The sequence below is a fragment of the Catenuloplanes indicus genome, from assembly GCF_030813715.1.
GTDB classification, from domain to species: Bacteria; Actinomycetota; Actinomycetes; order Mycobacteriales; family Micromonosporaceae; genus Catenuloplanes; species Catenuloplanes indicus.
This window is the reverse complement of record NZ_JAUSUZ010000001.1, coordinates 2,709,373-2,734,697: the sequence shown is the minus strand read 5'-3', so window position 1 is coordinate 2,734,697 and position 25,325 is coordinate 2,709,373. Positions and strand designations below refer to the sequence as shown.

Annotated in this window: 22 protein-coding genes; 14 read left to right on the top strand and 8 right to left on the bottom strand. The window is 72.8% G+C overall.

Features of this window, described 5'->3' with window-relative positions; genetic code table 11:
• Positions 1 to 19: 19 nt before the first annotated feature.
• From yczE to J2S42_RS12230, 4 genes are all read left to right on the top strand, one after another.
• Complete coding sequence (yczE, locus tag J2S42_RS12245; RefSeq protein WP_307238654.1) at positions 20 to 664, top strand: membrane protein YczE; 645 nt, start codon at positions 20 to 22, stop codon at positions 662 to 664.
• A gap of 159 nt (positions 665 to 823) precedes the next feature.
• Positions 824 to 1,246 carry a hypothetical protein gene (locus J2S42_RS12240; protein ID WP_307238651.1) on the top strand — a complete coding sequence of 141 codons (423 nt, stop codon included), beginning with the start codon at positions 824 to 826 and terminating at the stop codon, positions 1,244 to 1,246.
• Positions 1,247 to 1,511: 265 nt separating this feature from the next.
• On the top strand, positions 1,512 to 2,345 hold the full coding sequence (locus tag J2S42_RS12235; protein WP_307238649.1) for an alpha/beta fold hydrolase: 834 nt from the start codon (positions 1,512 to 1,514) through the stop codon (positions 2,343 to 2,345).
• Positions 2,338 to 2,958 carry a TetR/AcrR family transcriptional regulator gene (locus tag J2S42_RS12230; RefSeq protein WP_307238647.1) on the top strand — a complete coding sequence of 207 codons (621 nt, stop codon included), beginning with the start codon at positions 2,338 to 2,340 and terminating at the stop codon, positions 2,956 to 2,958. Before J2S42_RS12235 ends, J2S42_RS12230 begins: the two co-directional genes overlap by 8 nt.
• Positions 2,959 to 3,575: 617 nt before the next feature.
• Here J2S42_RS12230 and J2S42_RS12225 read toward each other — a convergent pair.
• The gene (locus tag J2S42_RS12225; protein ID WP_307238645.1) at positions 3,576 to 5,402 is read right to left on the bottom strand and encodes an AMP-dependent synthetase/ligase; all 1,827 of its coding nucleotides are present in this window, start codon (positions 5,400 to 5,402) and stop codon (positions 3,576 to 3,578) included.
• Positions 5,403 to 5,677: 275 nt separating this feature from the next.
• On the opposite strand from J2S42_RS12225, the gene J2S42_RS12220 reads away from it, so the two are divergent.
• Positions 5,678 to 6,901, top strand: coding sequence for a S8 family peptidase (locus J2S42_RS12220; RefSeq protein WP_307238643.1), 1,224 nt, complete (start codon positions 5,678 to 5,680; stop codon positions 6,899 to 6,901).
• Positions 6,902 to 6,946: 45 nt separating this feature from the next.
• On the opposite strand, the gene J2S42_RS12215 is transcribed toward J2S42_RS12220, so the two are convergent.
• A complete protein-coding gene (locus J2S42_RS12215) occupies positions 6,947 to 7,576 on the bottom strand; it encodes a TIGR03085 family metal-binding protein (protein WP_307238642.1) in 630 nt (209 codons plus the stop codon).
• Between the two features lie 174 nt (positions 7,577 to 7,750).
• Here J2S42_RS12215 and J2S42_RS12210 point away from each other — a divergent pair, with 174 nt between their 5' ends.
• Complete coding sequence (locus J2S42_RS12210; RefSeq protein ID WP_307248716.1) at positions 7,751 to 9,529, top strand: ABC transporter ATP-binding protein; 1,779 nt, start codon at positions 7,751 to 7,753, stop codon at positions 9,527 to 9,529.
• A complete protein-coding gene (locus tag J2S42_RS12205) occupies positions 9,522 to 11,285 on the top strand; it encodes an ABC transporter ATP-binding protein (RefSeq protein ID WP_307238640.1) in 1,764 nt (587 codons plus the stop codon). The genes J2S42_RS12210 and J2S42_RS12205 overlap by 8 nt, the downstream gene beginning before the upstream one ends.
• Positions 11,286 to 11,454: 169 nt before the next feature.
• Here the strand turns inward: J2S42_RS12205 and rpsD are convergent, their stop codons facing one another.
• Entirely contained in the window at positions 11,455 to 12,063 is a 609-nt protein-coding gene (gene rpsD, locus J2S42_RS12200; RefSeq protein WP_307238638.1) for a 30S ribosomal protein S4, read from the bottom strand.
• 118 nt (positions 12,064 to 12,181) lie between these two features.
• Here rpsD and J2S42_RS12195 point away from each other — a divergent pair, with 118 nt between their 5' ends.
• Positions 12,182 to 12,934 (top strand): DUF2470 domain-containing protein, encoded by a 753-nt coding sequence (locus J2S42_RS12195; protein ID WP_307238636.1) that lies wholly within the window; start codon positions 12,182 to 12,184, stop codon positions 12,932 to 12,934.
• Here J2S42_RS12195 and J2S42_RS12190 read toward each other — a convergent pair.
• The 4 genes from J2S42_RS12190 to J2S42_RS12175 form a co-directional block, all read right to left on the bottom strand.
• Positions 12,920 to 13,528 (bottom strand): TetR/AcrR family transcriptional regulator, encoded by a 609-nt coding sequence (locus J2S42_RS12190; RefSeq protein WP_307238633.1) that lies wholly within the window; start codon positions 13,526 to 13,528, stop codon positions 12,920 to 12,922. The two genes, J2S42_RS12195 and J2S42_RS12190, sit on opposite strands and share 15 nt — an antisense overlap.
• 130 nt (positions 13,529 to 13,658) lie before the next feature.
• On the bottom strand, positions 13,659 to 14,396 hold the full coding sequence (locus J2S42_RS12185) for an ABC transporter permease (protein ID WP_307238631.1): 738 nt from the start codon (positions 14,394 to 14,396) through the stop codon (positions 13,659 to 13,661).
• On the bottom strand, positions 14,393 to 15,109 hold the full coding sequence (locus tag J2S42_RS12180; RefSeq protein ID WP_307238628.1) for an ABC transporter ATP-binding protein: 717 nt from the start codon (positions 15,107 to 15,109) through the stop codon (positions 14,393 to 14,395). The genes J2S42_RS12185 and J2S42_RS12180 overlap by 4 nt, the downstream gene beginning before the upstream one ends.
• Positions 15,110 to 15,201: 92 nt before the next feature.
• Entirely contained in the window at positions 15,202 to 19,101 is a 3,900-nt protein-coding gene (locus tag J2S42_RS12175; protein WP_307238626.1) for a hypothetical protein, read from the bottom strand.
• A gap of 168 nt (positions 19,102 to 19,269) precedes the next feature.
• Between J2S42_RS12175 and hisI the strand changes: the two genes are divergently transcribed.
• From hisI to J2S42_RS12160, 3 genes are read left to right on the top strand one after another with little or no spacing between them, the layout of a single operon-like run.
• Positions 19,270 to 19,710, top strand: coding sequence for a phosphoribosyl-AMP cyclohydrolase (gene hisI / locus J2S42_RS12170; protein ID WP_370879384.1), 441 nt, complete (start codon positions 19,270 to 19,272; stop codon positions 19,708 to 19,710).
• Positions 19,707 to 21,224: an anthranilate synthase component I gene (locus J2S42_RS12165; RefSeq protein WP_307238623.1), complete on the top strand. Its 1,518-nt coding sequence runs from the start codon at positions 19,707 to 19,709 to the stop codon at positions 21,222 to 21,224. The genes hisI and J2S42_RS12165 overlap by 4 nt, the downstream gene beginning before the upstream one ends.
• Before the next feature lie 20 nt (positions 21,225 to 21,244).
• Positions 21,245 to 21,802 carry a Trp biosynthesis-associated membrane protein gene (locus tag J2S42_RS12160; protein ID WP_370879383.1) on the top strand — a complete coding sequence of 186 codons (558 nt, stop codon included), beginning with the start codon at positions 21,245 to 21,247 and terminating at the stop codon, positions 21,800 to 21,802.
• Positions 21,803 to 21,867: 65 nt separating this feature from the next.
• Here the strand turns inward: J2S42_RS12160 and J2S42_RS12155 are convergent, their stop codons facing one another.
• The gene (locus J2S42_RS12155; protein WP_307238617.1) at positions 21,868 to 22,089 is read right to left on the bottom strand and encodes a hypothetical protein; all 222 of its coding nucleotides are present in this window, start codon (positions 22,087 to 22,089) and stop codon (positions 21,868 to 21,870) included.
• A 379-nt stretch (positions 22,090 to 22,468) separates the two neighbouring features.
• On the opposite strand from J2S42_RS12155, the gene trpC reads away from it, so the two are divergent.
• Genes trpC through trpA form a run of 3 tightly spaced genes read left to right on the top strand, consistent with a single transcriptional unit; the run spans position 22,469 to position 25,310 of the window.
• A complete protein-coding gene (gene trpC, locus J2S42_RS12150; protein WP_307248714.1) occupies positions 22,469 to 23,272 on the top strand; it encodes an indole-3-glycerol phosphate synthase TrpC in 804 nt (267 codons plus the stop codon).
• A complete protein-coding gene (gene trpB / locus J2S42_RS12145; protein WP_307238615.1) occupies positions 23,269 to 24,510 on the top strand; it encodes a tryptophan synthase subunit beta in 1,242 nt (413 codons plus the stop codon). The genes trpC and trpB overlap by 4 nt, the downstream gene beginning before the upstream one ends.
• The gene (gene trpA / locus J2S42_RS12140) at positions 24,507 to 25,310 is read left to right on the top strand and encodes a tryptophan synthase subunit alpha (RefSeq protein ID WP_307238614.1); all 804 of its coding nucleotides are present in this window, start codon (positions 24,507 to 24,509) and stop codon (positions 25,308 to 25,310) included. Before trpB ends, trpA begins: the two co-directional genes overlap by 4 nt.
• Positions 25,311 to 25,325 lie beyond the last annotated feature (15 nt).

Below are 25,325 nucleotides of genomic sequence, written 5' to 3'. Positions count from 1 at the left end.
GGCCACCAGAGTGGCACTCATGACCACCGTGAGCAACTCGCTCGGCACGTCCCTCGCGCTCCGTGACCGATTCGGCCGCCGTTTCACCCAGCTCCAGGCCGGCCTGATCGCGTACGGCGTGAGCATGGCCCTGATGATCGAGTCCCACCTCGGACTGGACCCGTGGGACGTGTTCCACCAGGGCCTGGCGCTGCGCACCGGTCTGTCGTTCGGGACCGTCACGATCGTGGTCGGCGTGATCGTGCTGCTGCTCTGGATCCCGCTGCGGCAGCGCCCGGGCATCGGCACGGTCAGCAACGTGATCGTGATCGGCCTGGTCGTCGACCTCGCGCTGGCGCTGCTGCCCACGCCGGCGCCGCTCTGGGCGCGGATCGCGTTCCTCGGCGGCGGCATCGTGCTGAACGCGTTCGCCACCGGCCTCTACATCGGCGCGCGGCTCGGCCCCGGCCCGCGCGACGGCCTGATGACCGGCTACGTGGCACGCCACCCGCACCGCTCGATCCGGCTCGTCCGTACCGTGGTGGAAGTGACGGTCCTCGCGCTCGGCTGGCTGCTCGGCGGCGCGGTCGGTCTCGGCACGGTCGCCTACGCGCTCGCGATCGGCCCGCTCACCCAGTGGTTCCTGCCGCGGCTGATGGTGCGGGACACGCCCGCCGTGCAGTGATCAATTCGGAATGATCCAGTCGTCTCGATGCCGCTTCCGGCTGCCTGAGTGGTCAGGCAGCCGGAAGCGCTTCACCGGTTCGTCAAGGGATCGTCATGTGGATGATCGCCGAGTCACACTTCCTTCACGAGTCTCGGTTGATCAAGGCATCATGTCGTCATGGGGGACGTTGGCTGGAGCTGGACCGACGCGTGGATCTTCGTTGCGGTGGTCATCGCCGACCGCACCGAACGTGACCGCGCCTCGGCCATCGGCCTGCCCGCGGCCGGTGCTACGCTCGCCGACGTCCTGTCCGCCGCCGACTTCCTGCACCGCAGCCTCCCGCAGCGCGCCGAGGTCGAGACCGCGTTGCAGCGGCTCTCCGGCGCCGGCCTGGTCCTGATCGAGGACGACCTCTTCCAGGTGGCGCCCGCGGGGGAACATCTCTGGCGGACGCGGCCGTTCAGCGGCCTCTCCGCCGCCGTCGACACGCTCCAGGCCCAGCTCAACCGCAACAGCGCGCCCGGCGCCGCGGACGCCTGGACGCTCGAGCCGCGCGACTACGCGATCGCGGTCCGCGAGTTCTCCGCCCGCGGCCGCTGACCTTTCCGTTCTGGAACCCGCGGCGAAGCCGCTTGCCACAGCCGATGTTCCCGCTTCCGGCGTGGTCGCTGTCCGCACGCTCCCGCGGGCACCGGTCGTCGCTGGCGCTCCTCCCTGTCTGACCCGCCGTGGGTCACCACAAAACCCGCTCGCACTGTCCATTTTGGGGCTTTCGTGACCCCGGCCGATCGACGCTGGACGCGGCCGGCTAATCGCGTTAACTTATAGCTAAAGTGATTAGCTAGCTTTCCATCCGGAGGTCGAGATGACCGAATTCCTGACCGTCGACGGCGGCACGCTGGCCTACGAGGTGAGCGGCACGGCCGGCCCGCTGATCGTGCTGGCGCACGGCATGGGTGACAGCCGCGCGGCGTACCGTTTTCTCACGCCGGCCCTGGTCGACGCCGGTTACCGGGTCGCCGCCGTCGACTTGCGCGGCAGCGGCGAGTCCAGCGCGCAGTGGCCGTCCTACTCGCGCACCGACATCGCCGGTGACCTGATCGCGCTGATGACCCACCTGGGCGGCCCGGCCGTGCTGGTCGGCCACTCGATCTCCGGCGGCGCCGCCACGATCGCGGCCGCCACCGCCCCATCGCTGGTCACCGCCGTGGTGGAGCTGACGCCGTTCACCCGCCCGCAGTCGATCGCGCTCCGCGACCTGGGCGTGTCCCGCGTCCGCCGCGGCATGACCGCGCTGCTCGGCACCGCCCTGCTCGGCAGCGTCGGGCAGTGGCGGAAGTACCTGGAGATCGCCTACCCGGGCCGCCGCCCGGCCGACTGGGACGCGCGCCTGACCGAGATCGAGGCCATGCTGTGCGAGCCCGGCCGGATGACGGCGCTGCAGAAGATGGGCCGGACCATGCCTGCGGACGCCGGCGCCCAGCTGGCCAGCGTCCGCTGCCCGGTGCTGATCGTCCAGGGCACGCTCGACCCCGACTGGGCGTCGCCGCGCGCCGAGGGGGAGGCGATCGTGGCCGCGCTCCCCGCCGGTCTCGGCCGGCTTGAGATGATCGAGGGCGCGGGCCACTACCCGCATGTCCAGTACCCCGCAGAGGTGGTCACCACGATGCTGTCGTTCCTGAGCGCCGCCCGTGCCTAGGGCCGGCCTGGACCGCGCCACGGTCATCGCGGCCGGCGCCGCCCTCGCCGACGAGGTCGGCCTGGCCGGCCTCACCATGGGTCTGCTGGCCGAGCGGCTCGGCGTCCGTACCCCCTCGCTCTACAAGCACGTCGAGAACCTGGAGTCGCTGCACCGCGGCATCTCCGTGCAGGCCAAGGCCGACCTCACGCAGGCACTGGCCCGCGCGACCGCCGGCCGCTCCGGCGCCGACGCGGGCCGCGCGCTCGCCGACGCCTGGCGCCGCTGGGCCCTCGACCACCCCGGCCGGTACGCCGCCGGCGACCGCGTCCCCGCCCCCGGCGACGAGGAACACGTCCGCGTCACCAACGACCTCCTGCAACTCCTCTACGACGTCCTGGCCGGCTTCGACCTGCACGGCACCCACGCGGTCGACGCAGCGCGCGCGTTCCGCTCCGCCCTGCACGGCTTCACCGCCCTCGAGGCCGCCGGCGGCTTCGGCCTCCCGGGCGACATCGACCGCAGCTTCCACTTCCTCATCGACACCGTCATCGCGGGCTTACAGACCCCACACCCAGCCACCCCTCCCGACGACGACCGGCCCGAAGCCCGATTCCACCCGCTTCCCGGCTGACCGACCCCGGCCCCTCCGGCCGCCCCGTCCCCGCTGGGCGCCGGCCCGCCGTCTGGTCCGGCCCGCCGGTCACCCGGTCGTAGGCAGTTCCTCCGGTCGCCGGAAGTTCACCGGTCCTCGGCTGGCCGCCGCTGTCGCGGTTCCGGTCCGGCCGATAGGTCAAGCGATCAGCGGCTCTGGCCGGCAGTGTCGCCCGGGGGTGCCTGGCCGGCGTCGCCGGCGGTCGGTCCCGCCGTCTGCTCGATGACAGTCGCTGATTCACCGGTCCCGGGATTCCCGCACGTCGGCCCGCGCGGCCGCCATCGCCGCCCGCTCCGCGCCTTCGAGGTCAGTGGTCGCGAGCGATTGCACCTCAGCGGTCATATGCCGAAATATCGGGCGCGCAGCGCCCGATCGCGGTAGGCCACGCGGGGCGGTGAGGTCGAGAGAGTCCGCTGGCTCGCCGGTGGGCCGGTCATCCGGGTGGGTGACGATGGGCGCGGTCGCAGACGTGGCCGGCCGCTGGTGCCGGCCTGTGTGTTGGTGACCGGGCGCGGAAGCCGGGTGGGCGGGTGCCGGCGTGAGGGGTGGGCTGGGGAGTCCGGGGGCGGGCCGTGGGCCGGCCCCCGGAAAGGCCGTCAGAGGTGGGCCAGGGAGCCCTCGTACATTGTTTCGATCTCGTCGGAGAAGTTGGCCTCGACGACGCGGCGCTTGATCTTCAGGGACGGGGTCATCTCGCCGTCCTCGATGGTCAGGTCGCGGTGCAGGATGGTGTACTTCTTGATCGTCTCCCAGCGGTTGAGCTGGTCGTTCAGCTGCCGGACGTAGTCGTCGACCATGGCCTTGACCTCGGGGGAGGCGGCGATGTCGGCGTACGGCTTGCCGGCGTGCGGGCCGCCGGCGGCCCAGGCGGTGAGCGCGTCGGGGTCGAGCGCGATCAGCATGGTGCAGAAGTTGCGGGACTGGCCGATGACCACGACCTGGGACGTGTACGGGCAGATCGCCTTGAACAGGCCCTCGATGTGGGACGGCGCGACGTACTTGCCGCCGGACGTCTTGACCAGGTCCTTCTTGCGGTCGGTGATCTTCAGGAAGCCGTCGCTGTCCAGTTCGCCGATGTCGCCGGTACGGAAGAAGCCGTCGTCGGTGAACGCGGCGGCGGTCTCCTCCGGCAGGTTGTGGTAACCGCGCATCACCGGCTGGCCGCGCAGCAGCACCTCGCCGTCGGCGTCGATGCGGCACTCCAGGTCGCCGAGCGCCTTGCCGACCGTGCCGATCTTGACCTTGTCCGGCCGGTTGACGAAGTTCGCGGCGCTGGACTCGGTCAGGCCGTAGCCCTCCAGGATCGGCAAGTTCGCGGCCGCGAAGAACTCGGCGATCTGCGGGCTGAGCGCGGCGGAGCCGGAGACCAGCGCGCGCATGCGGCCGCCGAGCCGGGCCTGGAGCTTGCTGAAGACCAGCCGTTCCGCGACCGCGTACTTGGCGCGCAGCGCGGCCGGCACCGGCATGCCGGTCTGCTCGTGCGCCACCTTCTCCTTGCCGACCGACACGGCCCAGGTGAAGATCTTCGCCTTCAGGCCGCCGGCGCCGGTGCCGTTGGTGACCGCCTTGTTGTAGACCTTCTCGTAGACGCGCGGCGCGGAGCACATCAGCGTCGGGCGGATCACCGCGAGCATGTCGATCAGCTTGTCCACCCGCCCGTCCACGTAGGTGGGTACGCCGACGTGGATGATGCCGCAGATCAGCGACTTGCCGAACGAGTGGGACAGCGGCAGCCAGAGGTACTGCAGGTCGGTCTCGAGCAGCAGGCCGAGCTGACCCTGTGCCACCCCCTCCCAGGTCCAGCCGCGGTGCAGCAGCTCCACGCCCTTCGGCCGGCCGGTGGTGCCGGACGTGTAGATCAGCGTGGCCAGGTGCTCCGGCGCGATGTCCGCCACCACCCGCTCGATCAGCGACGGGTCCGCGGCCAGCAGGGCCCGGCCGTTCGCCTCCAGGTCGGCGAGCGTGAGCTGCGGGACGGCCGCGTCCGGGTCGGGCTTGCCGTCGATCAGCACGACGTGGGTGAGCGCGGGCAGGTCGGCACCGACGATCTTGTCGGCCTGGTCCGGGTTCTCCGCGATCAGCACCTTGGAGCCGGAGTCGCCGATGATGAACGTGGCGTCGGCCGGCTCGGTGGTGGGGTAGACCGTGGTGGTGGCGCCGCCGGCGAGCATCACGCCGAGGTCGGCGAGCACCCACTCCAGGCGCGTGGTGGAGAGGATCGCGACCCGGTCCTCGCCGCCGACGCCGAGCTCCCGCACGCCGGCCGCGATCGCGGAGGCGCGCTCGCCGACCTGGGCCCAGTTCAGCCAGACCGGGCCGGAGTCGTCCGGGCTCGGGTACGCGAACGCGTGCCGGTCGGGCGTCTTCGCCACCCGCTGGAGCAACATGTCCGCAATTGACCGGTAAGGAATGTCAAGGGTCATATGGGCCGCCTCAGGTGGGTATACGAATGTGACCGGCGTCTCGTAAATTCTGTGTTACCGAAGGGTATTGCCGAGGCGCTGTTTCGTCGAGACCCGAATCGCCACAGCTTGGAAGCCGTGTGCGGGGCGACGGCCGAGCTGCATCGACACCCTCCGAGGTAACTCCCAGTTCAAACGATATGACCGGAGCGAGATGGGAGGAGTGCCCGATTCGCTCCCTACGATCTGCGCACCGACTCCGATCACCGATCGGTGCGGATCTCTGGGAGGACTACATGACGACCCCCCGCACCCCCGGCCGTACCCTCGCGGCTCTGGGTCTGTTCGCCGCGGTCGCGGCCGTCTCGCTGACCGCGGGCAGCCCGGCCAGCGCGGCCCCGAAGGGCGAGGTCCGGTACGCCGGTGCCGAAGCCGCGATCGACGGCAGCTACCTGGTGGTGTTCAAGGACGCCGCGGCCGGCGCGCCCGGCACCGCGAAGGCCCGGGCCGGCGTGCCCGGCACCGCGAAGAGCCTGGCCGCGGCGTACGGCGCGGACGTCAGGCAGACCTGGTCCGGTGCGGTCAGCGGCTTCCACGCCGGCATGTCCGCGGTCGAGGCGCAGCGGCTCGCGGCGAACCCGGCGGTCGCCTACGTCGAGCAGGACCAGCGGCTCTCGATCGACGCCACGCAGACCAACGCCACCTGGGGCATCGACCGGATCGACCAGCGCGCGCGGCCGCTGTCGACCACGTACACCTACCCGAACACGGCCGGCAACGTGCGCGCGTACGTCCTGGACACCGGCATCCTGACCACGCACTCGCAGTTCGGCGGGCGCGCGGTCAGCGGCTACGACTTCGTCAGCAACGACAGCAACGCCACCGACTGCAACGGCCACGGCACGCACGTCGCCGGCACGATCGGCGGCTCGACCTATGGCGTGGCCAAGGGCGTGCAGCTGGTCGCGGTGCGCGTGCTGGACTGCGCCGGCAGCGGCTCCACCACCGGCGTGGTCAACGGCATCAACTGGGTGCGGACCAACGCGGTCAAGCCCGCGGTGGCGAACATGAGCCTCGGCGGCGGCGCCAGCACCACGCTGGACAACGCGGTCAACTCGGCGATCTCGGCCGGCATCACGTTCAGCCTCGCGGCCGGCAACAGCAACGCGAACGCATGCAACTCCTCGCCGGCCCGGGTCGCCGCCGCCATCACGGTCGGCGCCACCACGAGCACGGACGCCCGCGCGTCCTACTCCAACTACGGCACCTGCCTGGACATCTTCGCGCCGGGCTCGTCGATCACGTCGGCCTGGTACACCAGCACCTCGGCCACCAACACCATCAGCGGTACGTCGATGGCGGCGCCGCACGTGGCCGGCGCGGCCGCGCTGGTGTTGTCCGCGAACACCTCCTACACCCCGGCGCAGGTGCGCGACTACCTGGTCAACAACGCCACGCCGAACGTGGTGACCAGCCCCGGCACCGGCTCCCCGAACCGCCTGCTCTACGTGGTCAACTGACCCGGTCCTGCTCGGCGGGCCCGCGGCGCACCTGCGCCGCGGGCCTCAGAGCTTCAATCCGGTGGTACGCAGCCGGCCGGCCAGCGCGGGCGGGCCGTCGATCTGCACCCGGGCGGCCCGCTGCCGGCCGGAGATGAACAGCACCAGTTCGCCGGGTGCGCCGATCAGCCGCACCGGCTCGCCGCCCGCGCCGCCGGTGAACTCGCCGTGGCCGGGCGCGACCATGGTCAGCGCGGCCGGGAACCGCCGCAGCGTCAGCCGGCCGAAGAGCCGGGCGTTACCCCACAGCTTCGCGTCCAGGTCCGGGTCCAGCGTGCGGGGCTGCCAGCCCGGCACGCCGCGCCGCACGTCCTCGTGGTGGATGAAGAACTCGCCGGTGTTCGCGCCCGGGTCGGCCACCACGTTGCCCGTCGGGCTCCACCAGGGCGCTGTGCGCAGCCGGGCGATCAGCTCCGGGTAGGGGAGCGCCGCGGTGCGCAGCCGGGTGCGTTCGCCGTACCCGTGCAGGGGCTTGAGGAAGCTGCCGAGTGAGGCGATCGGTGCGCGGTCCCGGACCACCAGGTGGGCGGCCAGGTCGCGGGCCGTCCAGCCCTCGCAGAGCGTGGGGGCGTCCGGGCCGACGTCGAGCAGAAGATCGGCGAGCGCCGCTCGTTCGGTCAGCGAATGACGCGTCATGTGGACGATCCTAGAGCCGGGTGCCTGTGAACCGCATTACAGAGGGGCGGTCAATGGGCACAGGGAGTGCAGGAGTAAACATTGGTAAGGGATTGAAACGGTTGTAACACTTACCGGCCGGGTGTGCGGCCGGGGCGGGGGATATACGGGGTGAGTGTCACCAGCACGGCGGACATGACCAGGACCGGCGGTGAGGTGCTGCGGCGCGGCCTGGGCATTCTCGGGCAGGGCATCGCGGCGCAGCCGAGACTGTTCTCGATCTCGGTGGCCGGCAGCGTGCTGCACGGCGCGCTGCTGGTCGGCAACGCGTACGTGGTCGGCGAGATCGTCGGCCGCGTCGTCACGCCCGCGTTCGCCGAGAACCGGATCGACACCGGCGCGCTCGCGCTGGCCGCGGCCGTGCTGCTCGGCATCAGCGGGCTGCGGGTCGCCGCCATGTTCGCCCGCCGGCTCGCGGCCGGTGCCATGATGTTCCGGCTCCAGGCCGGGTACCGGGAACGGATCACCCGTCGCTACCTGGAGCTGCCGCTGGCCTGGCACCAGCGCAACTCGGCCGGCTCGCTGCTGTCCACCGCCACCTCCGACGTGGAGGCCGCGGTCCAGCCGTTCGCGCCGCTGCCGCTCGCGGTCGGCACGGTGGTGATGCTGGTCGGCGCGCTGGGCAGCGTGCTCTGGACCGACTGGGTGCTCGGGCTGGTCGGCCTGGTGCTGGTCCCGTCACTGTTCGCGCTGAACATCTTCTACTCCCGGCGGATGTCGCCGCTGCAGATGCGCGCCCAGCGACTGCGGGCCGGCGTCGCCGAGATCGCGCACGAGAGCTTCGACGGCGCACTGGTCATCAAGACCATGGGCAAGGAGGCCGCGGAGACCGCGCGCTTCGCCGCGAAGGTCGGCGAGCTGCGCGACGGGCTGATCCGGGTCGGCCGGCTGCGCGGGCTCTTCGATCCGGTGATGGACGCGCTGCCGAGCGTGGGCACGGTCGCGGTGCTGCTGCTCGGCACGTGGCGGCTGAGCACCGGCGCGATCACCGTGTCCCAGCTGGTCAGCGTCGCGTTCCTGTTCACCGTGCTGGCGTTCCCGCTGCGCGCGATCGCGTGGCTGGTCGGCGACATGCCGCGCGGAGTCGCCGGGTACGACCGGGTGCACGCGGTGCTCGCGGCCGAGGGCTCCACCCGGTACGGGAACGATGATGTCAACAGTGCGACCCCGGCCAGGCTGGACTTCGAGAACGTCGGGTTCTCCTACGCCGACGGCGAGCCGGTGCTGCGCGACGTGACGCTGAGCGTCCCCGCGGGCAAGACGGTCGCGCTGGTCGGGCCGACCGGGTCCGGCAAGTCCACGATCGCGTCGCTGGCCGTCCGGCTCGTCGACCCGGACGCCGGCACGGTCCGGCTGGACGGCGCCGACCTGCGCACGCTCACCGCGGAGGCGCTGGCCGCCAACATCGCGCTGGTCCCGCAGCTGCCGTTCGTGTTCGACGACACGATCCGGGCGAACATCGCGCTGGACCGGCCGGCCGCGGACGACGCGGAGGTGTGGGCCGCGCTGCGGCTGGCCCAGATCGACTCGTTCGTCGCCGGGCTGCCGGCCTCGCTGGACACCGAGGTCGGCGAGCGCGGCACGTCGCTGTCCGGCGGGCAACGGCAGCGGCTCACGCTGGCCCGCGCGCTGGCCGGCTATCCCCGGCTGCTGATCCTGGACGACGCCACCAGCGCGGTCGACCCGCGGGTGGAGGCGGCCATCCTGGGCGCGCTGCGCTCCGCCGCGGGTGAGGGCGCGAGCATCCTGGTCGTCGCGTACCGGCGGGCCACGATCGCGCTCGCCGACGAGGTCGTCTACCTGGAGAGCGGCCGGATCCTGGCGCGCGGCACGCACACCGAACTGCTGGCCACCGTGCCCGGCTACAAGGACCTGGTCACCGCGTACGAGAAGGCGGAAGCGCTCGATGACTGACAAGGTGGGCGCGTTCGCGACGTTCAAACGCGGGCTGGCGCTGTCCCCGGAGCTGCGTGGCGGGCTGGCCGGCACGCTCGCGCTCGCGCTGGTGTCGATGATCGGCCGGGTCGCCGCGCCGATCGCGATCCAGCAGGGCATCGACCGGGGCATCACCGCGCCCGGCGGCCCGCACGTCGGCACCGTCGCGATCATCGCGGGCACCACGCTCGCGGTGCTGGTGGTGACCACGGCCAGCGGTTACTGGATGATGCGCCGGCTGTTCACGGTCAGCGAGACCGCGCTGGCCGGGCTGCGGGTGCGCACGTTCCGGCACGTGCACGACCTGTCCATGCTGCACCAGCAGTCCGAGCGGCGTGGGTCGCTGGTCTCCCGGGTGACCAGCGACGTCGACCAGATCACCACGTTCCTGCAGATGGGCGGCGTGCAGCTGATCGTCAGCGGCGGCCAGCTGCTGGTCACCACCGTGGTGATGACGGTCTACTCGTGGCAGCTCACGCTCGTGGTGTTCGCCGCGTTCGTGCCGGCCGCGATCGTGATCCGGGCCTACCAGAAGCGGCTCGCGGTCGCGTACGGCGAGGTCCGCGCGCGGATGGCCGCGATGCTGGCGGTGGTGTCGGAGAGCGTGGTCGGCGCCGCGGTGATCCGGGCGTACGGCATCTCCGGGCGTACCGAGGCCCGGCTGGACAGGGCGATCGGCGACGTGCGGACCCGCCAGCAGTACGCGATGCGGACCAGCGTCACCAGCTTCTCCACCGGCGAGGTCGCGACCGGGCTGGCGCTGGCCGGTGTGGTGTGCGCGGGCGTGGCGCTCGGCGTCGGCGGCGACGTGACGATCGGGCAGCTCACCGCATATCTGTTCCTGGTCACGCTGTTCATCCAGCCGGTGCAGATGGCGACCGAGATGCTCAACGAGGCACAGAACGCGATCGCGGGCTGGCGCCGCGTGCTGGACGTGCTGGACATCGCGCCGGACGTGGCCGACCCGGGCGAGCACGGCGTCGAACTGCCGGCCGGGCCGCTGGACGTGGGCTTCGACGCGGTCAACTTCCACTACCCGGACGGGCCGCGGGTGCTCACCGACGTGCGCGTGGAGATCGTGGCGAAGACCAAGGTGGCGGTGGTCGGCGAGACCGGGAGCGGCAAGACCACGTTCGCGAAGCTGCTCACCCGGCTGATGGACCCGACCGCGGGGCGGGTGCTGCTGTCCGGCACGCCGCTGACCACGGTCCGCTTCGACTCGCTGCGGTCCCGGGTGGTGATGGTGCCGCAGGACGGGTTCCTGTTCGACGCCACGATCGCGGAGAACGTGCGGTTCGCCCGGCCAGGGCTGACCGACGCCGAACTGGTGGCCGCGTTCGCGGAGCTGGGGCTGGCGGACTGGCTCGGCTCGCTGCCGGCCGGGATCGAGACCCGGGTGGGCGAGCGCGGCGAGGCGCTGAGCGTGGGGGAGCGGCAGCTGGTGGCGCTGGCCCGGGCGTACGTCGCGGACCCGGACCTGCTGGTGCTGGACGAGGCGACGTCCGCGGTCGACCCGGCCACCGAGGTCCGGTTGCAGGCCGCGCTGGACACGGTGACCCGCGGCCGGACCACGATCGCGATCGCGCACCGGCTGTCCACCGCGCAGGCCGCGGACGAGGTGCTGGTCTTCGACGCGGGCCGGATCGTGCAACGCGGCCCACACGACGAGCTGGTCTCCGACCCCGATTCGGTGTACGGCCGGCTGTACGCGAGCTGGCTCGAGCAGACGCGCTGACCCGGGGTTCTCCGGACCACGGCGGGACTGGAGCCCGCGGGAGCACGGGGTAGGTGACCACGCCGGAAGCGGGAAAATCCGCTTTTGGATCTTTGATGTGCGGGTTCGGAAGCACTTCGCCGGCCGCGGGGCCTGAAGCCGCGGCCGGCGAAGTGTGTCCCGTGCTGGATCAGCGGGCGTAGAACTCGACCACGAGCTGCTCGTCGCAGAGCACCGGGATCTCGGTACGGGCCGGCGTGCGCAGGACGGTGGTCTTGAGCTCGCCCAGCGCGGTCGACAGGTAGGGCGCGGTCGGGCCGTCCACGTGCGCGCCGCTCGCGGCCACCTGGAACGGCGGCTTCACGCGGCTGCGCTCGCGGACCTCCACGACCTGACCCTCCTTGAGCCGGTACGAGGGCCGGTCGACCTTCTTGCCGTCCACGGTGAAGTGACCGTGGGCGACCAGCTGGCGGGCCTGGTAGATGGTCCGGGCCAGCCCCGCGCGGTGCACGGTGGCGTCCAGACGGCTCTCCAGGATCTGCAGCAGGTTCTCGCCGGTGCGACCCTGCTTGCGGACCGCGTCGTCGAACGCGCGCCGGAGCTGGGTCTCGGAGATGTTGTACTGATGCCGCAGCCGCTGCTTCTCCAGCAGCCGGACCTGGTAGTCCGACGGCTTCTTGCGGGACCGCCCGTGCACGCCCGGCGGGTACGGCCGCTTCTCGAAGTACTTGACGCACTTGCGAGTGAGCGGCATGCCGAGGGCACGGGAAATGCGGACCTTGGGCCTGGTTTGGTTCACGTCGTAGCGCTCCAGAGGTGGTTGTCCGCGGACCCGGGGGCTTGATTGGCTTCCCGAGCCGAGTAAGTTAGCCTTCCCTTACTAAGGCAAGCCTAACGTAAGTCGGAGGGACCAGAACATGCACCCCAGCCCCGCCGAGGTCGCCCGTACGCTGGCCGCCGGTCGGCTCCCCGGCAGCGCGACGATCGCCTGCCGTCCCGGCCCGCACCCGGTCCGCCACGTCACCGACGGCGCCGGACGGGTGCTGATGCTCAGCCGCCGCGACGGCACGCTCGCGGAATCGCTGGTCCCGACGGACGGCGCGGACGACACCGCGATGGTCCTGGACGTCACGGACGTGCCGCCGGTCGCGGGTGCGCCGTCGCTCGGCCGCGCCTGGATCGCCGGCTGGGCCGTCGCTCTTTCGGGTGACGAGGCGCGCGAGGCCGCGATCGAGTTCGCCGCGGTCGACCCGACCGGTGACCTGCTCGATGTGGACGGCGAGTTCGTGCTGCACCGGCTGGACGTGGCCGAGGTGCGGCTGGAGCGCGGCGGCGTCACGCTCGACGTGGACCCGGACGAGTACGCCGAGGCCGAGCCGGACCCGCTGCACGCGATCGAGTGGGACCTGCTCAGCGACCTCGCGGACCACCACGAGCCGGAGATCACCACGTTCCTGAAGGCGCAGCTGGACAAGGCCGGCATGCCGTACGGCGCGCGCGAGCCCCGGGTGGTGCGGATGGACCGGTACGGCATGCTGGTCGACATCGGTGCGGCCAAGACCGTCCGGCTCGCCTACGCACACCCGGTCGCGGACCGCGCGGACCTCTCCCGGCTGCTGCACCCGGTGCTCTGCCCGCGCTGCTCCGCCGACTCCTCACACGCCGCTTAGCGTCTGCAGGTCACCCGTCAGATAGCGCTGCAGGGTCGGCCCCACCGTGGCGACCAGCGTCTCCGGTGTGGCCGAGGCGATCGGCTCCAGCCTGATCACGTACCGCATCATGATCAGGCCGCCGATCTGGCTGGCGATCAGGCCCGACCGGATCGGCGCCTCCGCCGGGTCGATCGCCAGCTCGGTCATCGCGCGGCGCAGCACCTGCGTGGCGATGAACTCCCGGAACAGGCGCGCGGTCCAGTCGTTCGTCATCGCGGACCGGATCAGCGCCACACCCGCCTTGCCGGCCGGGCCGTCCCACACCCGGACGATCATGCGGATCATGCGCTCGCCGGCGCCGTCCGGTCCGGCCGCGAGAACCTCCGGCAGCAGCCGGCCCGGGTCGATCGGCGACTGCATGGCGGCCAGGAACAGCTGGTCCTTGGTGCCGAAGTAGTGGTGCACCAGCGCCGGATCGACCTCGGCCGCGGACGCGATCGCGCGGATCGAGGCCTTGTCGTAGCCGCGGTCGGCGAAGACGGACCGCGCCGCGCCGAGGATTGCCTCCCGGGTGTCCGGGTTGCCCGGCCTGCGCCCGGTCCGTCCCGCCATGTGCTGTGCCCCCTCCGCCGATGTGGTTCGCACCCATCGTGCCAGGGGCCGGTTCATGCGGTGCCGGGCCGTGCACGCGGTCCGGGTCGCTCACGCGGTGCGGCGGTGTCTCACGCGGTGCGGCGGCGTCTCACGCGGTGCGGCGGCGTAGCGTCGTCGCGGCCAGGACCAGCGCCAGCAGCGTCGCGGCCAGCACCACGGTCACGTCGCGCCACATCGTGCCGGTCGCGTCCGGGTGTGCGCCCACCTCCAGCAGCGCCTCGACCGCGTAGGTTAGCGGAAGCGCGTCACTGACCGCGCCCAGCCAGCCGGCCATGTCGTCGCGGGCCACGAACAGCCCGCAGAGCAGCAGCTGCGGCGCCACCACCACCGGCATGAACTGCACCGCCTGGAACTCGGTGCGGGCGAACGCGCTGCAGAACAGCCCGAGCGCCACGCCCAGCACCGCGTCGGCCACCGCGATCAGCGCGACCAGTGCGGCGCTCCCGGCCGTCTCCAGACCCAGCAACAGGTACGCCGCGCCGGCGGCCACCGCGGCCTGCACGGCCGCGGCCAGGCCGAACGCGAGACCGTAGCCGAACAGCAGGTCGAGCCGGCCGAGCGGCGTGGTCAACAGGCGCTCCAGCGTGCCGGACGTGCGCTCGCGCAGCATCGCGATGCTGGTCACCAGGAACATCACCACGAACGGGAAGATCCCCAACATGGTCAGCGCGACCCGGTCGAACGCGCGCGGTTGGTCCTCGTACATGAAGTGCAGCAGCGCCAGCAGCGCGGTCGGCACGACCACGAGCAATGCCACGGTACGGCGGTCGTGCCGCAGCTGACGCAGGATGCGCCCGGCCGTGGCGAGTGTGATCCGCGGGTTCATGCGTGTGCCCCTTCCCTGATCAGCTCCAGGAACGCCGCCTCCAGGTCGTGCTGCGCGGTGGCGGCGCGGATCCCGTCCGGCGTGTCGTCCGCGATCAGCCGGCCCTCGCGGATCAGTAGCAGCCGGTCGCAGCGTCCGGCCTCGTCCATCACGTGGCTGGAGACCAGCAGCGTCGTGCCCCTGCTGGCCATGTCATGAAATGTCGCCCAGAGTTCGGTGCGCAGCACCGGGTCCAGGCCCACGGTCGGCTCGTCCAGCACCAGCAGGTCCGGCCGGCCGACGATCGCGCAGGCCAGCGACGCCCGGTTGCGCTGACCGCCGGAGAGCGTGCCGACCAGTTGCCCACGCGCGTCCGTGAGACCGACCGCGCCGACCGCGTCGTCGGCCGCGGTCGCGGGCAGCCCGTGCAGCGCGGCGAAGTAGCGCGCGTTCTCCCGGACGGTCAGGTCGGCGTAGACGCTCGGCGCCTGCGTCATGTACCCGATCCGGCGCCGCAGCGGCGCGCTGCCGGCCGGTGCCCCGAGCACGGAGACCGTGCCGCCGGTGACCACCTGAACGCCGACGACGGCGCGCAGCAGCGTGGTCTTGCCACTGCCGGACGGCCCCAGCAGGCCGGTCACCAGGCCGCGCGGAACCGTGCAGCTCAGCTCGTGCAGCACTCGTCGTCGTCCGCGCTCGACGACGAGGCCGTTGATCTCGATCGCGTGGTCCATGGGGCGTACCCCCTCTAGAATTCACCGGTTGATGAAATCAACGATAAACGAAAGGCGCCCTCCCGTGGGGGAGAGCGCCTGTCGTAAGCCGGTCAGAGCGCGAGAACTCGGTCCAGGAACTCGCGGTAGCGGCGCATCGCGATCCGCATGCTCTCGGTGTCCGGCGTGGCGTTCGTCTTGTGCGGGTCCAGGCCCGCCTGCTCCGCCAGCAGCGCGTCCGCCAGGTCGTGCACGGCGTTCGCGCACACGGTCTGCGCCTGCGCCAGCGCACCCACCGGGTCGTCCACGAACTGTGCCTTGATCTCGTGCCACTGCTGCCGGAACGGCGCGGCGGCCTCATCCGTCCACACCGCGATCGGCGTCTCCACCACGTCACCGGGCCGCAACTGCGGCGCGTCGTCGTGGTCGTGGTCGGGGTCGGGCTGCAGATTCGTGCTCAGCACAGTCACGTCGTCATCCTCGTCATCACGCTCGGGTGCGTTCGTCCGGTCCGCCCGGTCCTCGGGCTCGCCGGATCCGGTGGTGCCCGGCGGCGCCGCCGCGGCAGAGGGTGTGATCCACTCGGTTTCCTCGGCGGGCGTTCGCGCCCAGCTCTTACGTGCGGCGCCCGCCTCGGCGGGGTCGTCCGGCGCCTGATCAGCGGATGGCTGCGCCTCCGCCTCCGTCGCGATGCCGGTGTCGACGGCATCGCCCGGCTCAAGGACTGTGGGGGCCGCGGAGGCGGTCGTGGGACCGGGATCAGGCTCCGCGGTGCCGGTTCCAGCATCAGCATCAGCATCGGCGTCGGCCTCTGCCGTGCCGGTTGCGGCCTGGGCGGCGGGTGCCGCGATCTCCGCGCGACCGGTCGATTCCGCGTCGTCGTCGGCGGGGACAGCGGGTTCTGCGGTGTCGGCTGCCGCTGCGACTGGCGCGGCGGTTGCCGCGTGGAGGTGGGTCACCGTGGGGTCGTCCGCCGGCGGAGCGGCGGACTCTTCTACGTCGGACGGCTGGTGGGCGGCGGGTGTGCCGGCCTCAGTGGCCGGTGTGAGCTGGTCCTCGGCCATGTGCTGCGGAACGGGAGCGCGGCGACGCCCGCCCACCGCCGGGGTGTAGACGATGCTGCCCGCCTTCCGGGCACCCGATCGCAGGGCGGCGACCGCCGCACCGATCTCGGCACTCCGCTCGAAGGAGAGACCCGGTTCGCTCTTCACCGCAGGAACGCCCGGTGTCGGCTGCCCGGGAGCCGGGTCCGTGCGGTCCGCAGCGCGAACATCGGGCTGCGGACCGTCGCCGAGATCGGGCGCGCTCGGGTCGGGCGCGTCCGGCACCGGCGCGTCGGATGTATCTCTCGGCTGCCCCGGTCCCTGTTCCGGCGCTTGGCCGGTGAGCTCCCCGGCGTCGGCGTCGGCGAGTGTCGTGCCGCCTTCCCGCGCCATGCCGTCCTCGCCGACGGGGGAGGCTGGGACGGAAGGGACCAGATTCTCCTGGTCGTTGTCGCTCGGCGCCGCGGGCTCGCCCCTGCCGCCGCCGGATGGAGCCGCCGGCACTCCGGTACCGGGCACGTCCGCGGAGACGGCTTCGATGGCGCCGGTGGCGGCGGGACCCACCCGGGCGTCGCCGGAATCGGCCGCCGGTTCCGCGCCTTTCGGATCACCGGTGCTGGCGTCGTTCGGCAGCGTGGCGGTGTCCGGTTCCAGCGAGACGGCGGTGATCGGCCGGTCTTCGTGTGCACCGGTGCGGGCCACCGGCAGGTCTTCGAGCGCCGTGGCGCCGGCCGGGGCTGTCGACAGCTGTTCGGCCGCCGGTGGCGTGCCGGCCGCCGCCCGCAGCGCGTCGGCCGTGACCTCGGCGGACAGCGACGTTCCGGTCAAGCCTCGGGCGGCGTCGGACACCGGTACCTGCTCGCCGGTGCGCTCCCGCAGCGCTGCCATGACGGCCTCGATCACCCCGGCCGGGGTCTCGTCCTGCTCGTCCGTGGCCGCCGGGCCGTCGCCGGCGTGCCGCGGCCGGTCCGAGTCCTCGTGGGTGATCGGGTCGTCGTCGGACTCCGGCGCGGACGAGCCCTGATCGATGGCGCCCGGTGCCGGGCCGGCCGTGGTCCCGATCCGGCCGCTGGACGGGCCGTCGACGATCGGCTGCTCGTCGGTGCGCGCGTTCCAGCCGGTCGCGGCGTTGCGCGGATCCGGTGCGGCCACCGGGTCGTCGTCCCGGCCGGCCGGAAGACTCATCGGCCGCAACCGAGTCGTCGCGACCCATACCGGCGCCGGGTGCACACCCGCATCCGTGGTGGGAGCCTCCACCGCGGAGTAAGGCGGATCGACCCTTTCGTCGGCCGCCGTATCGGCGGAAGCCTCTGCGGCGCGCGACGCGTCTGCCTCCCCCGGATCGGCCCGCTCCGGATCGGCCGGGGGCGGCGCGGTCGGCCGGAGTGGCCCGGTCAGTGGCCCGGTGGACCGGGGCGGCGCGGTCGTCCGGAGCGGCGCGGTGGGCGGCTCGCTCGTCGATGGCCCCGCGGAGGGCATCGCGTGGCCCCGGGAGTCCACCGCTCCCGTGGCTTCGGCGGATGCGGTCGTGCCGACGGGCGTGACCTGCGGCGGAATGGGCTGCCACGAACGCTGTCGCGTGCGAGCCGGCGACGGCTCGGTCTCCGTCACGTCAGGGGTCGCGCCACCCTCGGCGGCGGCGCCGGCATGCGGCAGGCCGGTGGCTCGCGCACCGCCGGCGACGTGACCGCCGCTCAGGTCCTGAGCGACCTTCGCGTCGTCATCCGCGATGTCACGACCTGCTGTGTCAGCACGGCCGGCCGTTCCAGCACCGGCGATCTGTCCTGGTACATCCGGACGGACTGTGTCGAGCCGATGTGCTGTCACAGCGCCTGGATCGTCGTCCGGTGCGGTTCGCGGTGCGAACGGCCAGCTGATGACCTCGGCGGCCGCGGCCGGATCGGCAGGGCCCGTGGCACTCCCCGGACCACCGGGCGTGGGTTCCGGCGCCGGTTCTGTCACCGGTGCCGAGCCGCCGAAGGGCACCCACGGGCTGCGCGCGGTCTCCGGGATCGGCGGCACCTCGGGCACGAACGGCCGCCCGCTCCACGGGTTCTGCCCGGTCCGCGGCGGCTGTGGAGCGCCGTCGCCCGCCGGCGCCAGCGGAGCGAACGTGCCGCCCTGCTCGGCTTCCGGCTCGGCCGGTGCACCCACGGCGCCGGGCGCGAAGCCCTGACGCGGACCGCCCTGCGCCGGGACCTGCGGTCCTCCGGTCTCACCGGCCGGCACCGCGGGCCCGCCCTCCGCCGGCACCGGGCCCGCCGGCCTCGGCGCGAACGGCCGGACGGCCGGGCGGACGCCCGGCGTGATCGGCTGAAGGCCACCGACGTGCCGCCCACCGCCCGGCGGCGTCTCGTCCACCGACTGCTCCCACGCGCTCAGCGGCGAGAACTCGGCCATCGGCGATGCCGCCCGGTCTCCCGCCACCTCTGGAACCGGCGGCGGACCACCCGGCACCCCGGTCCCGCGCGGCACGTCGCCCGGATCGATTGCCTGCGTCGCCTCCGCCTGGCCGGTGCCGAAGTCGAGGCTGGGCTGGTCGTCCTCCGGGTCCGGCCGGTGCACCGGCGTCGCCCCGGAGACGTTCGGGTGCACGTCGGCCGGATCGAGGCCGGACCAGCCGGCCAGGGCGGCGCGCTGCTCGCGGGGGTCGCCGAGGCGCTCCGTCCCGTACTCGTCGTCGTAGTCGTAGAACCCGTCCCCGCGCCCGGCCGGTGGCGGGCCGGCGGCGGGTGGCGCCCACGGGTTGGCGGCGCCGGTCTGCTGCCCGGCACCCGGGTGGTCGATCAGCTGCGCCATGTACGGCGGGAGCGGCGCGTCGGACGGCTGGGTGACCTCAGGCTGTTCGCCGGTGTCCGAGAAGAACGCCGCGCTGTCCGCCGCCTGCCGGGGATGCGGGACCGGCCGCCCGTGCGCCTGCCAGCCGGGAGGACCGTCGTCGCCGGCCGCGGAAGGGGGCGTCGGGGGCATGGCGTTATCTCCGTCCGCTCGTGAGGTGAGCCGAACGGTACCCGTCACGCGTCACCGGCACAGCACCCCAGGAGTGCTTTCGCCCGGTAAAATGTCTGACTTAATGCGCGGCCGGGCGATTCACCCCGCCCGGGCGATCACGCTCCGATGAAGCGCCGACATGAGCCGATGTCGCGACCGCAGGGCGGGTCATCGCGCCCGCGGGGCGATGCGAGAGAATCGAGAGCTGTGCCCGACACCACTGATTCCGCACCCCCCATGCTGGACCCGACCATCGCCGCGCGGCTGCGCCGTACCGATGACGGGCTGATCGCCGCCGTGGTGCGCGAGCACGGCACCGGCGAGGTGCTGATGCTGGCCTGGATGGACGACGAGGCGCTGCGGCGGACGCTGGCCACCGGGCACGCCACCTACTGGTCGCGCAGCCGGAACGAGTACTGGGTGAAGGGCGAGACGTCCGGCCACCGGCAGTACGTGCGGGCGGCCGCGCTGGACTGCGACGGCGACGCGCTGCTGCTCACGGTCGAGCAGGTCGGCCCGGCCTGCCACACCGGCACCCACAGCTGCTTCAGCGACGACCTGCCCGTGCACGAGGGGGCCCACGCATGACCACCGGTGCCGTCCAGCCCGACGAGGCCACGTTCCGCGCGCGCGTCCGCGAGCACCGCGTCGTACCCGTGACCAGGAAACTGCTCGCGGACGCGGAGACGCCGGTCGGCGTCTACCGGAAGCTGGCCGGTGGCCCCGGCACGTTCCTGCTGGAGTCCGCGGAGCAGGGCGCGGCCTCGGCGGGTACGGCCTGGTCGCGCTACTCGTTCATCGGCGTGCGCAGCGCCGCCACGCTGACCGAGCGGGACGGCCGCGCGGAATGGCTCGGCACGCCGCCGGCCGGGGTGCCGGTGACCGGCGAGCCGATCGAGGTGCTGCGCGCCACGGTCGAGGCGCTGCGCGGTGGCAACGACGACGGCCCCCCGCTCACCGGCGGCATGGTCGGCTACCTCGCGTACGACGTGATCCGCCGGATCGAGCGGCTGCCCGAGATCGCGGAGAACGACCTGCGGCTGCCGGAGATCGGCATGATGCTGGCGACCGACCTGGTGGTGCTGGACCACTACGAGGGTTCGGCGACGCTGGTGGCGAACGCGATCGTGGCCGCGGACGCGGACGACGCCGAGGTCACCGCCGCGTACCACCACGCGATCGGCCGGCTCGACTCGATGACGACCGCGCTGTCCCGCCCGACGCCGCCGACGGTGTCGACCGTGGAGCGGGCGGAAAGGCCACAACCGCACAGCCGTACGCCGGACGGCGGTTACCCGAAGGCCGTGGAGATCGCGAAGGAGGCGATCCGGGACGGCGAGTGCTTCCAGATCGTGGTCGCGCAGCGGTTCGAGCGCCCGACCTCCGCGGACCCGCTGGACGTCTACCGGGTGTTGCGGACCACGAACCCGAGCCCGTACATGTACCTGCTGCGGTTCGACGGCTTCGACATCGTGGGTTCGTCGCCGGAGGCGCACCTGAAGGTCGACGGGCGCCGGGCGATGCTGCACCCGATCGCGGGCACGCGTCCGCGCGGCGCCACCCCGGCCGAGGACGCGGCGCTGGCCGCGGAGCTGCTGGCCGACCCGAAGGAACGGGCCGAGCACGTCATGCTGGTCGACCTGGGACGCAACGACCTGGGCCGGGTGTGCCGGCCGGGCACGGTGCAGGTGCCGGAGTTCGCCACCATCGAGCGGTACAGCCACGTGATGCACATCGTCAGCACGGTGACCGGCGAGCTGAGCGAGGACCGGACCGCGTTCGACGCGCTGGCCGCCACGTTCCCGGCCGGTACGCTCTCCGGCGCGCCGAAGGTCCGGGCCATGGAGATCATCGAGGGTCTGGAGCCGACCCGGCGCGGCCTGTACGGCGGCACGGTGGGCTACTTCGGCTTCGGCGGCGACATGGACATGGCGATCGCGATCCGGACCGCGCTGCTCCGCGACGGGCATGCGTACGTGGGCGCGGGCGCGGGCATCGTGGCCGACTCGGACCCGGCCGCGGAGGAGCAGGAGACGCGCAACAAGGCCGCGGCCGTGCTCGCCGCGATCGCCGCCGCCGAGACGCTCCGGCCGGCCCGGTGACGGGCGACGCCGAGGCCGACGTGCCCGAGGCGACCGCGCCCGAGGTGACCGCGCCCGGCACCACCGGCCGGCGCGCGTTCACGCTCGCGCTGCTGCTCTGCGCGGCCGGTGCGGGTCTGGCGCTCTACGCGGTGTCGCGCGTGTGGCTGGTCGAGGTGACCGGCCGGGCGGCCCCGCTGCCGCCGCTGCGCACCGAACGTACCGGCTCGGACCTGCTGGTCTGGCTGTCGCCGCTGGCGGTGGTGTCGCTGGCCGGCGCGGGCGCGCTGATCGCCACGCGCGCGCTGGTCCGGCGCGCGATCGGCGGCCTGCTGGCCGCAATGGGCGTGGCGATCGGGGCCGGTGCGGCGACCGAGCTGGGCGCGGGTCTCTGGCCGGCGCTGACGCTGCTCGGCGGCGCCGCGGTGGCGGTGGCCGGTGCCTGGGCCGCGGCCCGCGGCGCGGACTGGCCGTCGCTCGGCGCACGCTACGAGCGCCCGGCCGTCGCCGCGGCGGAGCGGGCGCCGGCGGTCAACGCCCCGCGTGGCACCCGCCAGGCGTGGGATGCGCTGGACCGGGGCGAGGACCCGACGGACTGAGGATCAGCGCGGGTACGGCGTACCCGCGCTGATTGGCGTACTCGCGCTGATTCTGGAAAGGCCGGTCAACCGCGGGACGCGGTGAGCGCGGCGAGCCGGCGGCGCATCTCGTCGCGCTGGCGGGCCCGGTCACGGTCGGCGCAGACCGCCTCCCAGGCGTTACCGCTCGCGGTGCGCACCCGGGCCGGCCCGACGACCGCCCGCTCCACGTTCTGTGCGAGGTCGGCGGCGACGGAGCAGACGGTGCGCGTCATGTGGACGAGTCCGTTGGCGCGTTCGGAAGTCATCGGTCACCCCACACGGTGCGGTCTCGGCTGGCGGGCGCCCGGACGCCCGGGACAAGTGTGCCCGGCTCCCATGCTGCCCGAGGTGTGTTTCCGGTCAATGACCGTAGGGCTAACGGTCCACCTCACGCAAAGTGATCATCGGCTGCGCGCGAGGCGACGACGATGCTGGTGAATCCGGTGCCGGGGCGGAAACCGGACACCGACGGTCACCCGGCACTCACGACCGGTCCGGCATTATGCCGGAGCCCATACGGTGAGGCGCGCCATACCCCGGACATGGCCTGCGGTGCGGGGAGACCTAGCATCGGCCCATGACACCCGGAGAGGGGAGTCCTTGGTGACAGCTGAGCATGGTAATGCGAACAACAGCGGCGGCAGCGTGCTCGACGAGATCCTGGCCGGTGTGCGCGAGGACGTCGAGACCCGTCAGCAGCAGGTACCGCTGGAGCGTCTGAGAGAGATGTGCGCCGAGGCGGCGCCGCCGATCGACGCGTACGCCGCGCTGCGCAAGCCCGGCGTCGGCGTGATCGCCGAGGTCAAGCGCGCGTCCCCGTCGAAGGGACCGCTCGCGGAGATCCCCGACCCGGCGGTGCTGGCGAGCGACTACGCGGCGGGCGGCGCGCGGGTGATCAGCGTGCTGACCGAGGGCCGCTGGTTCGGCGGCTCGCTGGCCGATCTCGACTCCGTGCGCGCGGCCGTGGACGTGCCGATCCTGCGCAAGGACTTCGTGGTCTCCAGCTACCAGGTGCACGAGGCGCGCGCGCACGGTGCCGACCTGGTGCTGCTGATCGTCGCGGCGCTGGAGCAGAACGCACTGGTCGGTCTGCTGGAGCGGATCGAGTCGCTGGGCATGACCGCGCTGGTCGAGGTGCACGACGAGGACGAGACGGACCGCGCGCTGGAAGCCGGCGCGAAGGTGATCGGCGTGAACGCGCGCAATCTGCGCACGCTCGAGGTCGACCGGACCGTGTTCGAGCGGATCGCGCCCGGCCTGCCGAACGAGGTGGTCAAGATCGCCGAGTCGGGCGTGCGCGGCCCGCACGACCTGATCCGGTACGCGTCCGCCGGTGCCGACGCGGTGCTGGTCGGCGAGGGTCTGGTGACCCAGAGCAGCCCGCGGGACGCGGTGGCCGCGCTGGTCAACGCCGGCAACCACCCGGCGACGCCGAGGCCGGCCCGATGACCGCCCCGGCCCTGCCCGACCTCGCCGGCCACTTCGGTCGCTTCGGCGGCCGGTTCGTGCCGGAGGCGCTGATCGCGGCCCTGGACGAGCTGGACGCGGCGTACCGGTCCGCGAGGACCGACCCGGCGTTCCAGGCGGAGTTCGGCGGCTTGCTGCGCGACTACGCGGGCACGCCGTCACTGCTCTACTCCGCGCGGCGGCTGTCCGAACGGCTCGGCGCGCGCATCCTGCTCAAGCGCGAGGACCTGAACCACACCGGCGCGCACAAGGTGCGCAACGTGCTCGGCCAGGCGCTGCTCGCGAAGCGGATGGGCAAGCGGCGGGTCATCGCGGAGACCGGGGCCGGCCAGCACGGCGTCGCCTCGGCCACCGCGGCCGCGCTGCTCGACCTCGAGTGCGTGGTCTACATGGGCGAGGTCGACACCGAGCGGCAGGCGCTGAACGTGGCCCGCATGCGCATGCTCGGCGCCACCGTCGTGCCGGTCACGAACGGCTCGCGCACGCTCAAGGACGCGCTCAACGAGGCGCTGCGCGACTGGGTCGCCAGCGTGCAGACCACGCACTACCTGCTCGGCACCGCGGCCGGCCCGGCGCCGTTCCCGGAGCTGGTCCGCGACTTCGTCGGCGGGATCGGCGTCGAGGCGCGCGCGCAGTGCCTGGAGCTGACCGGCGCGCTGCCGGACGCGGTCGCCGCGTGCGTCGGCGGTGGGTCGAACGCGATCGGCATCTTCCACGCGTTCGTGCCGGACTCCTCTGTCCGGCTGTACGGCTTCGAGGCCGGCGGCGACGGCGTGGAGACCGGGCGGCATGCGGCGTCGATCACCGGTGGCACCGCCGGTGTGCTGCACGGCGCGCGCACCTACATCCTGCAGGACGAGGACGGGCAGACCGTCGAGTCGCACTCGATCTCGGCCGGCCTGGACTACCCGGGCGTCGGCCCGGAGCACTCCTGGCTGCACGACACCGGGCGCGCGTCCTACACGCCGGTCACCGACCGGGAGGCGATGGACGCGTTCCAGCTGCTCTGCCGTACCGAGGGGATCATCCCGGCGATCGAGAGCGCGCACGCGCTGGCCGGTGCCGCGAAGGTGATCCCGGCGTTGCGCGAGGAGCTCGGCCGCGAGCCGGTCGTGATCGTCAACCTGTCCGGGCGCGGCGACAAGGACGTGCACACCGCGGGGGCGTACTTCGGCATCCTGGACCAGCACGAGACGATCGTCCCGGAGGAGAACCTGTGAGCCTCAGCGGCGCGTTCGACAAGGCGCGGGCCGAGGGCCGGCCGCTGATCGTCGGCTGCATGCCGGCCGGGTTCCCCACGGTGGACGAGAGCATCGCGTCGATGGTCGCGATGGTCGAGTCCGGCATCGACGTGATCGAGGTCGAGCTGCCCTACTCCGATCCGGTGATGGACGGCCCGGTCATTCAGCGGGCCAGCGACATCGCGCTGGCGAACGGCGTTCGGAGCAAGGACACCTTCAAGATCATTGAGGCAGTCGCGCGGACCGGTGCCACGGTGGTCCTGATGACCTACTGGAACCCGGTCGAGCGGTACGGCGTGGACGCGTTCGCCCGCGACCTGTCCGCGGCCGGTGCGACCGGCATGATCACGCCGGACCTGATCCCGGACGAGGCGGACGAGTGGCTGGCCGCCTCCGACGCGCACCGGCTGGACCGCACGTTCCTGGTCTCGCCGTCGTCGACCGACGCACGGATCGCGATGACGCTGAAGGCCTGCCGCGGCTGGGTCTACGCGACCGCGCTGATGGGCGTCACCGGCGCCCGCGACACGGTCTCCTCGGAGGCACCGGACCTGGTCGCGCGCATCCGGGCGATCGACCCGGAGATCCCGGTCGGCGTCGGCCTCGGCGTGCGAGACGGCGCCCAGGCGGCCGAGGTCGGCGAGTACGCGGACGCGGTCATCGTGGGCAGCGCGCTCATCCGCCGCGTGCTGGAGGCGCCGGACCGCGAGACCGGCCTGGCCGCGCTGCGCGAGCTGGGTGCCGACCTGGCGAAGGGCGCCCGGTCCGTCAAACGCTGAAGATCAAAGTCACCG

What these genes read in the sequence shown, in the direction of transcription:
- J2S42_RS12215 (WP_307238642.1), bottom strand. Translation starts at nt 7,576, where the DNA reads ATGACGCGTCATTCGCTGACCGAACGAGCGGCGCTCGCCGATCTTCTG.
- J2S42_RS12195 (WP_307238636.1), top strand. Translation starts at nt 12,182, where the DNA reads ATGCACCCCAGCCCCGCCGAGGTCGCCCGTACGCTGGCCGCCGGTCGG.
- J2S42_RS12220 (WP_307238643.1), top strand. Translation starts at nt 5,678, where the DNA reads ATGACGACCCCCCGCACCCCCGGCCGTACCCTCGCGGCTCTGGGTCTG.
- J2S42_RS12185 (WP_307238631.1), bottom strand. Translation starts at nt 14,396, where the DNA reads ATGAACCCGCGGATCACACTCGCCACGGCCGGGCGCATCCTGCGTCAG.
- yczE (WP_307238654.1), top strand. Translation starts at nt 20, where the DNA reads ATGACCACCGTGAGCAACTCGCTCGGCACGTCCCTCGCGCTCCGTGAC.
- J2S42_RS12225 (WP_307238645.1), bottom strand. Translation starts at nt 5,402, where the DNA reads ATGACCCTTGACATTCCTTACCGGTCAATTGCGGACATGTTGCTCCAG.
- J2S42_RS12235 (WP_307238649.1), top strand. Translation starts at nt 1,512, where the DNA reads ATGACCGAATTCCTGACCGTCGACGGCGGCACGCTGGCCTACGAGGTG.
- hisI (WP_370879384.1), top strand. Translation starts at nt 19,270, where the DNA reads ATGTCGCGACCGCAGGGCGGGTCATCGCGCCCGCGGGGCGATGCGAGA.
- trpB (WP_307238615.1), top strand. Translation starts at nt 23,269, where the DNA reads ATGACCGCCCCGGCCCTGCCCGACCTCGCCGGCCACTTCGGTCGCTTC.
- J2S42_RS12210 (WP_307248716.1), top strand. Translation starts at nt 7,751, where the DNA reads ATGACCAGGACCGGCGGTGAGGTGCTGCGGCGCGGCCTGGGCATTCTC.
- J2S42_RS12165 (WP_307238623.1), top strand. Translation starts at nt 19,707, where the DNA reads ATGACCACCGGTGCCGTCCAGCCCGACGAGGCCACGTTCCGCGCGCGC.
- J2S42_RS12205 (WP_307238640.1), top strand. Translation starts at nt 9,522, where the DNA reads ATGACTGACAAGGTGGGCGCGTTCGCGACGTTCAAACGCGGGCTGGCG.
- J2S42_RS12175 (WP_307238626.1), bottom strand. Translation starts at nt 19,101, where the DNA reads ATGCCCCCGACGCCCCCTTCCGCGGCCGGCGACGACGGTCCTCCCGGC.
- J2S42_RS12155 (WP_307238617.1), bottom strand. Translation starts at nt 22,089, where the DNA reads ATGACTTCCGAACGCGCCAACGGACTCGTCCACATGACGCGCACCGTC.
- J2S42_RS12240 (WP_307238651.1), top strand. Translation starts at nt 824, where the DNA reads ATGGGGGACGTTGGCTGGAGCTGGACCGACGCGTGGATCTTCGTTGCG.
- J2S42_RS12190 (WP_307238633.1), bottom strand. Translation starts at nt 13,528, where the DNA reads ATGGCGGGACGGACCGGGCGCAGGCCGGGCAACCCGGACACCCGGGAG.
- J2S42_RS12180 (WP_307238628.1), bottom strand. Translation starts at nt 15,109, where the DNA reads ATGGACCACGCGATCGAGATCAACGGCCTCGTCGTCGAGCGCGGACGA.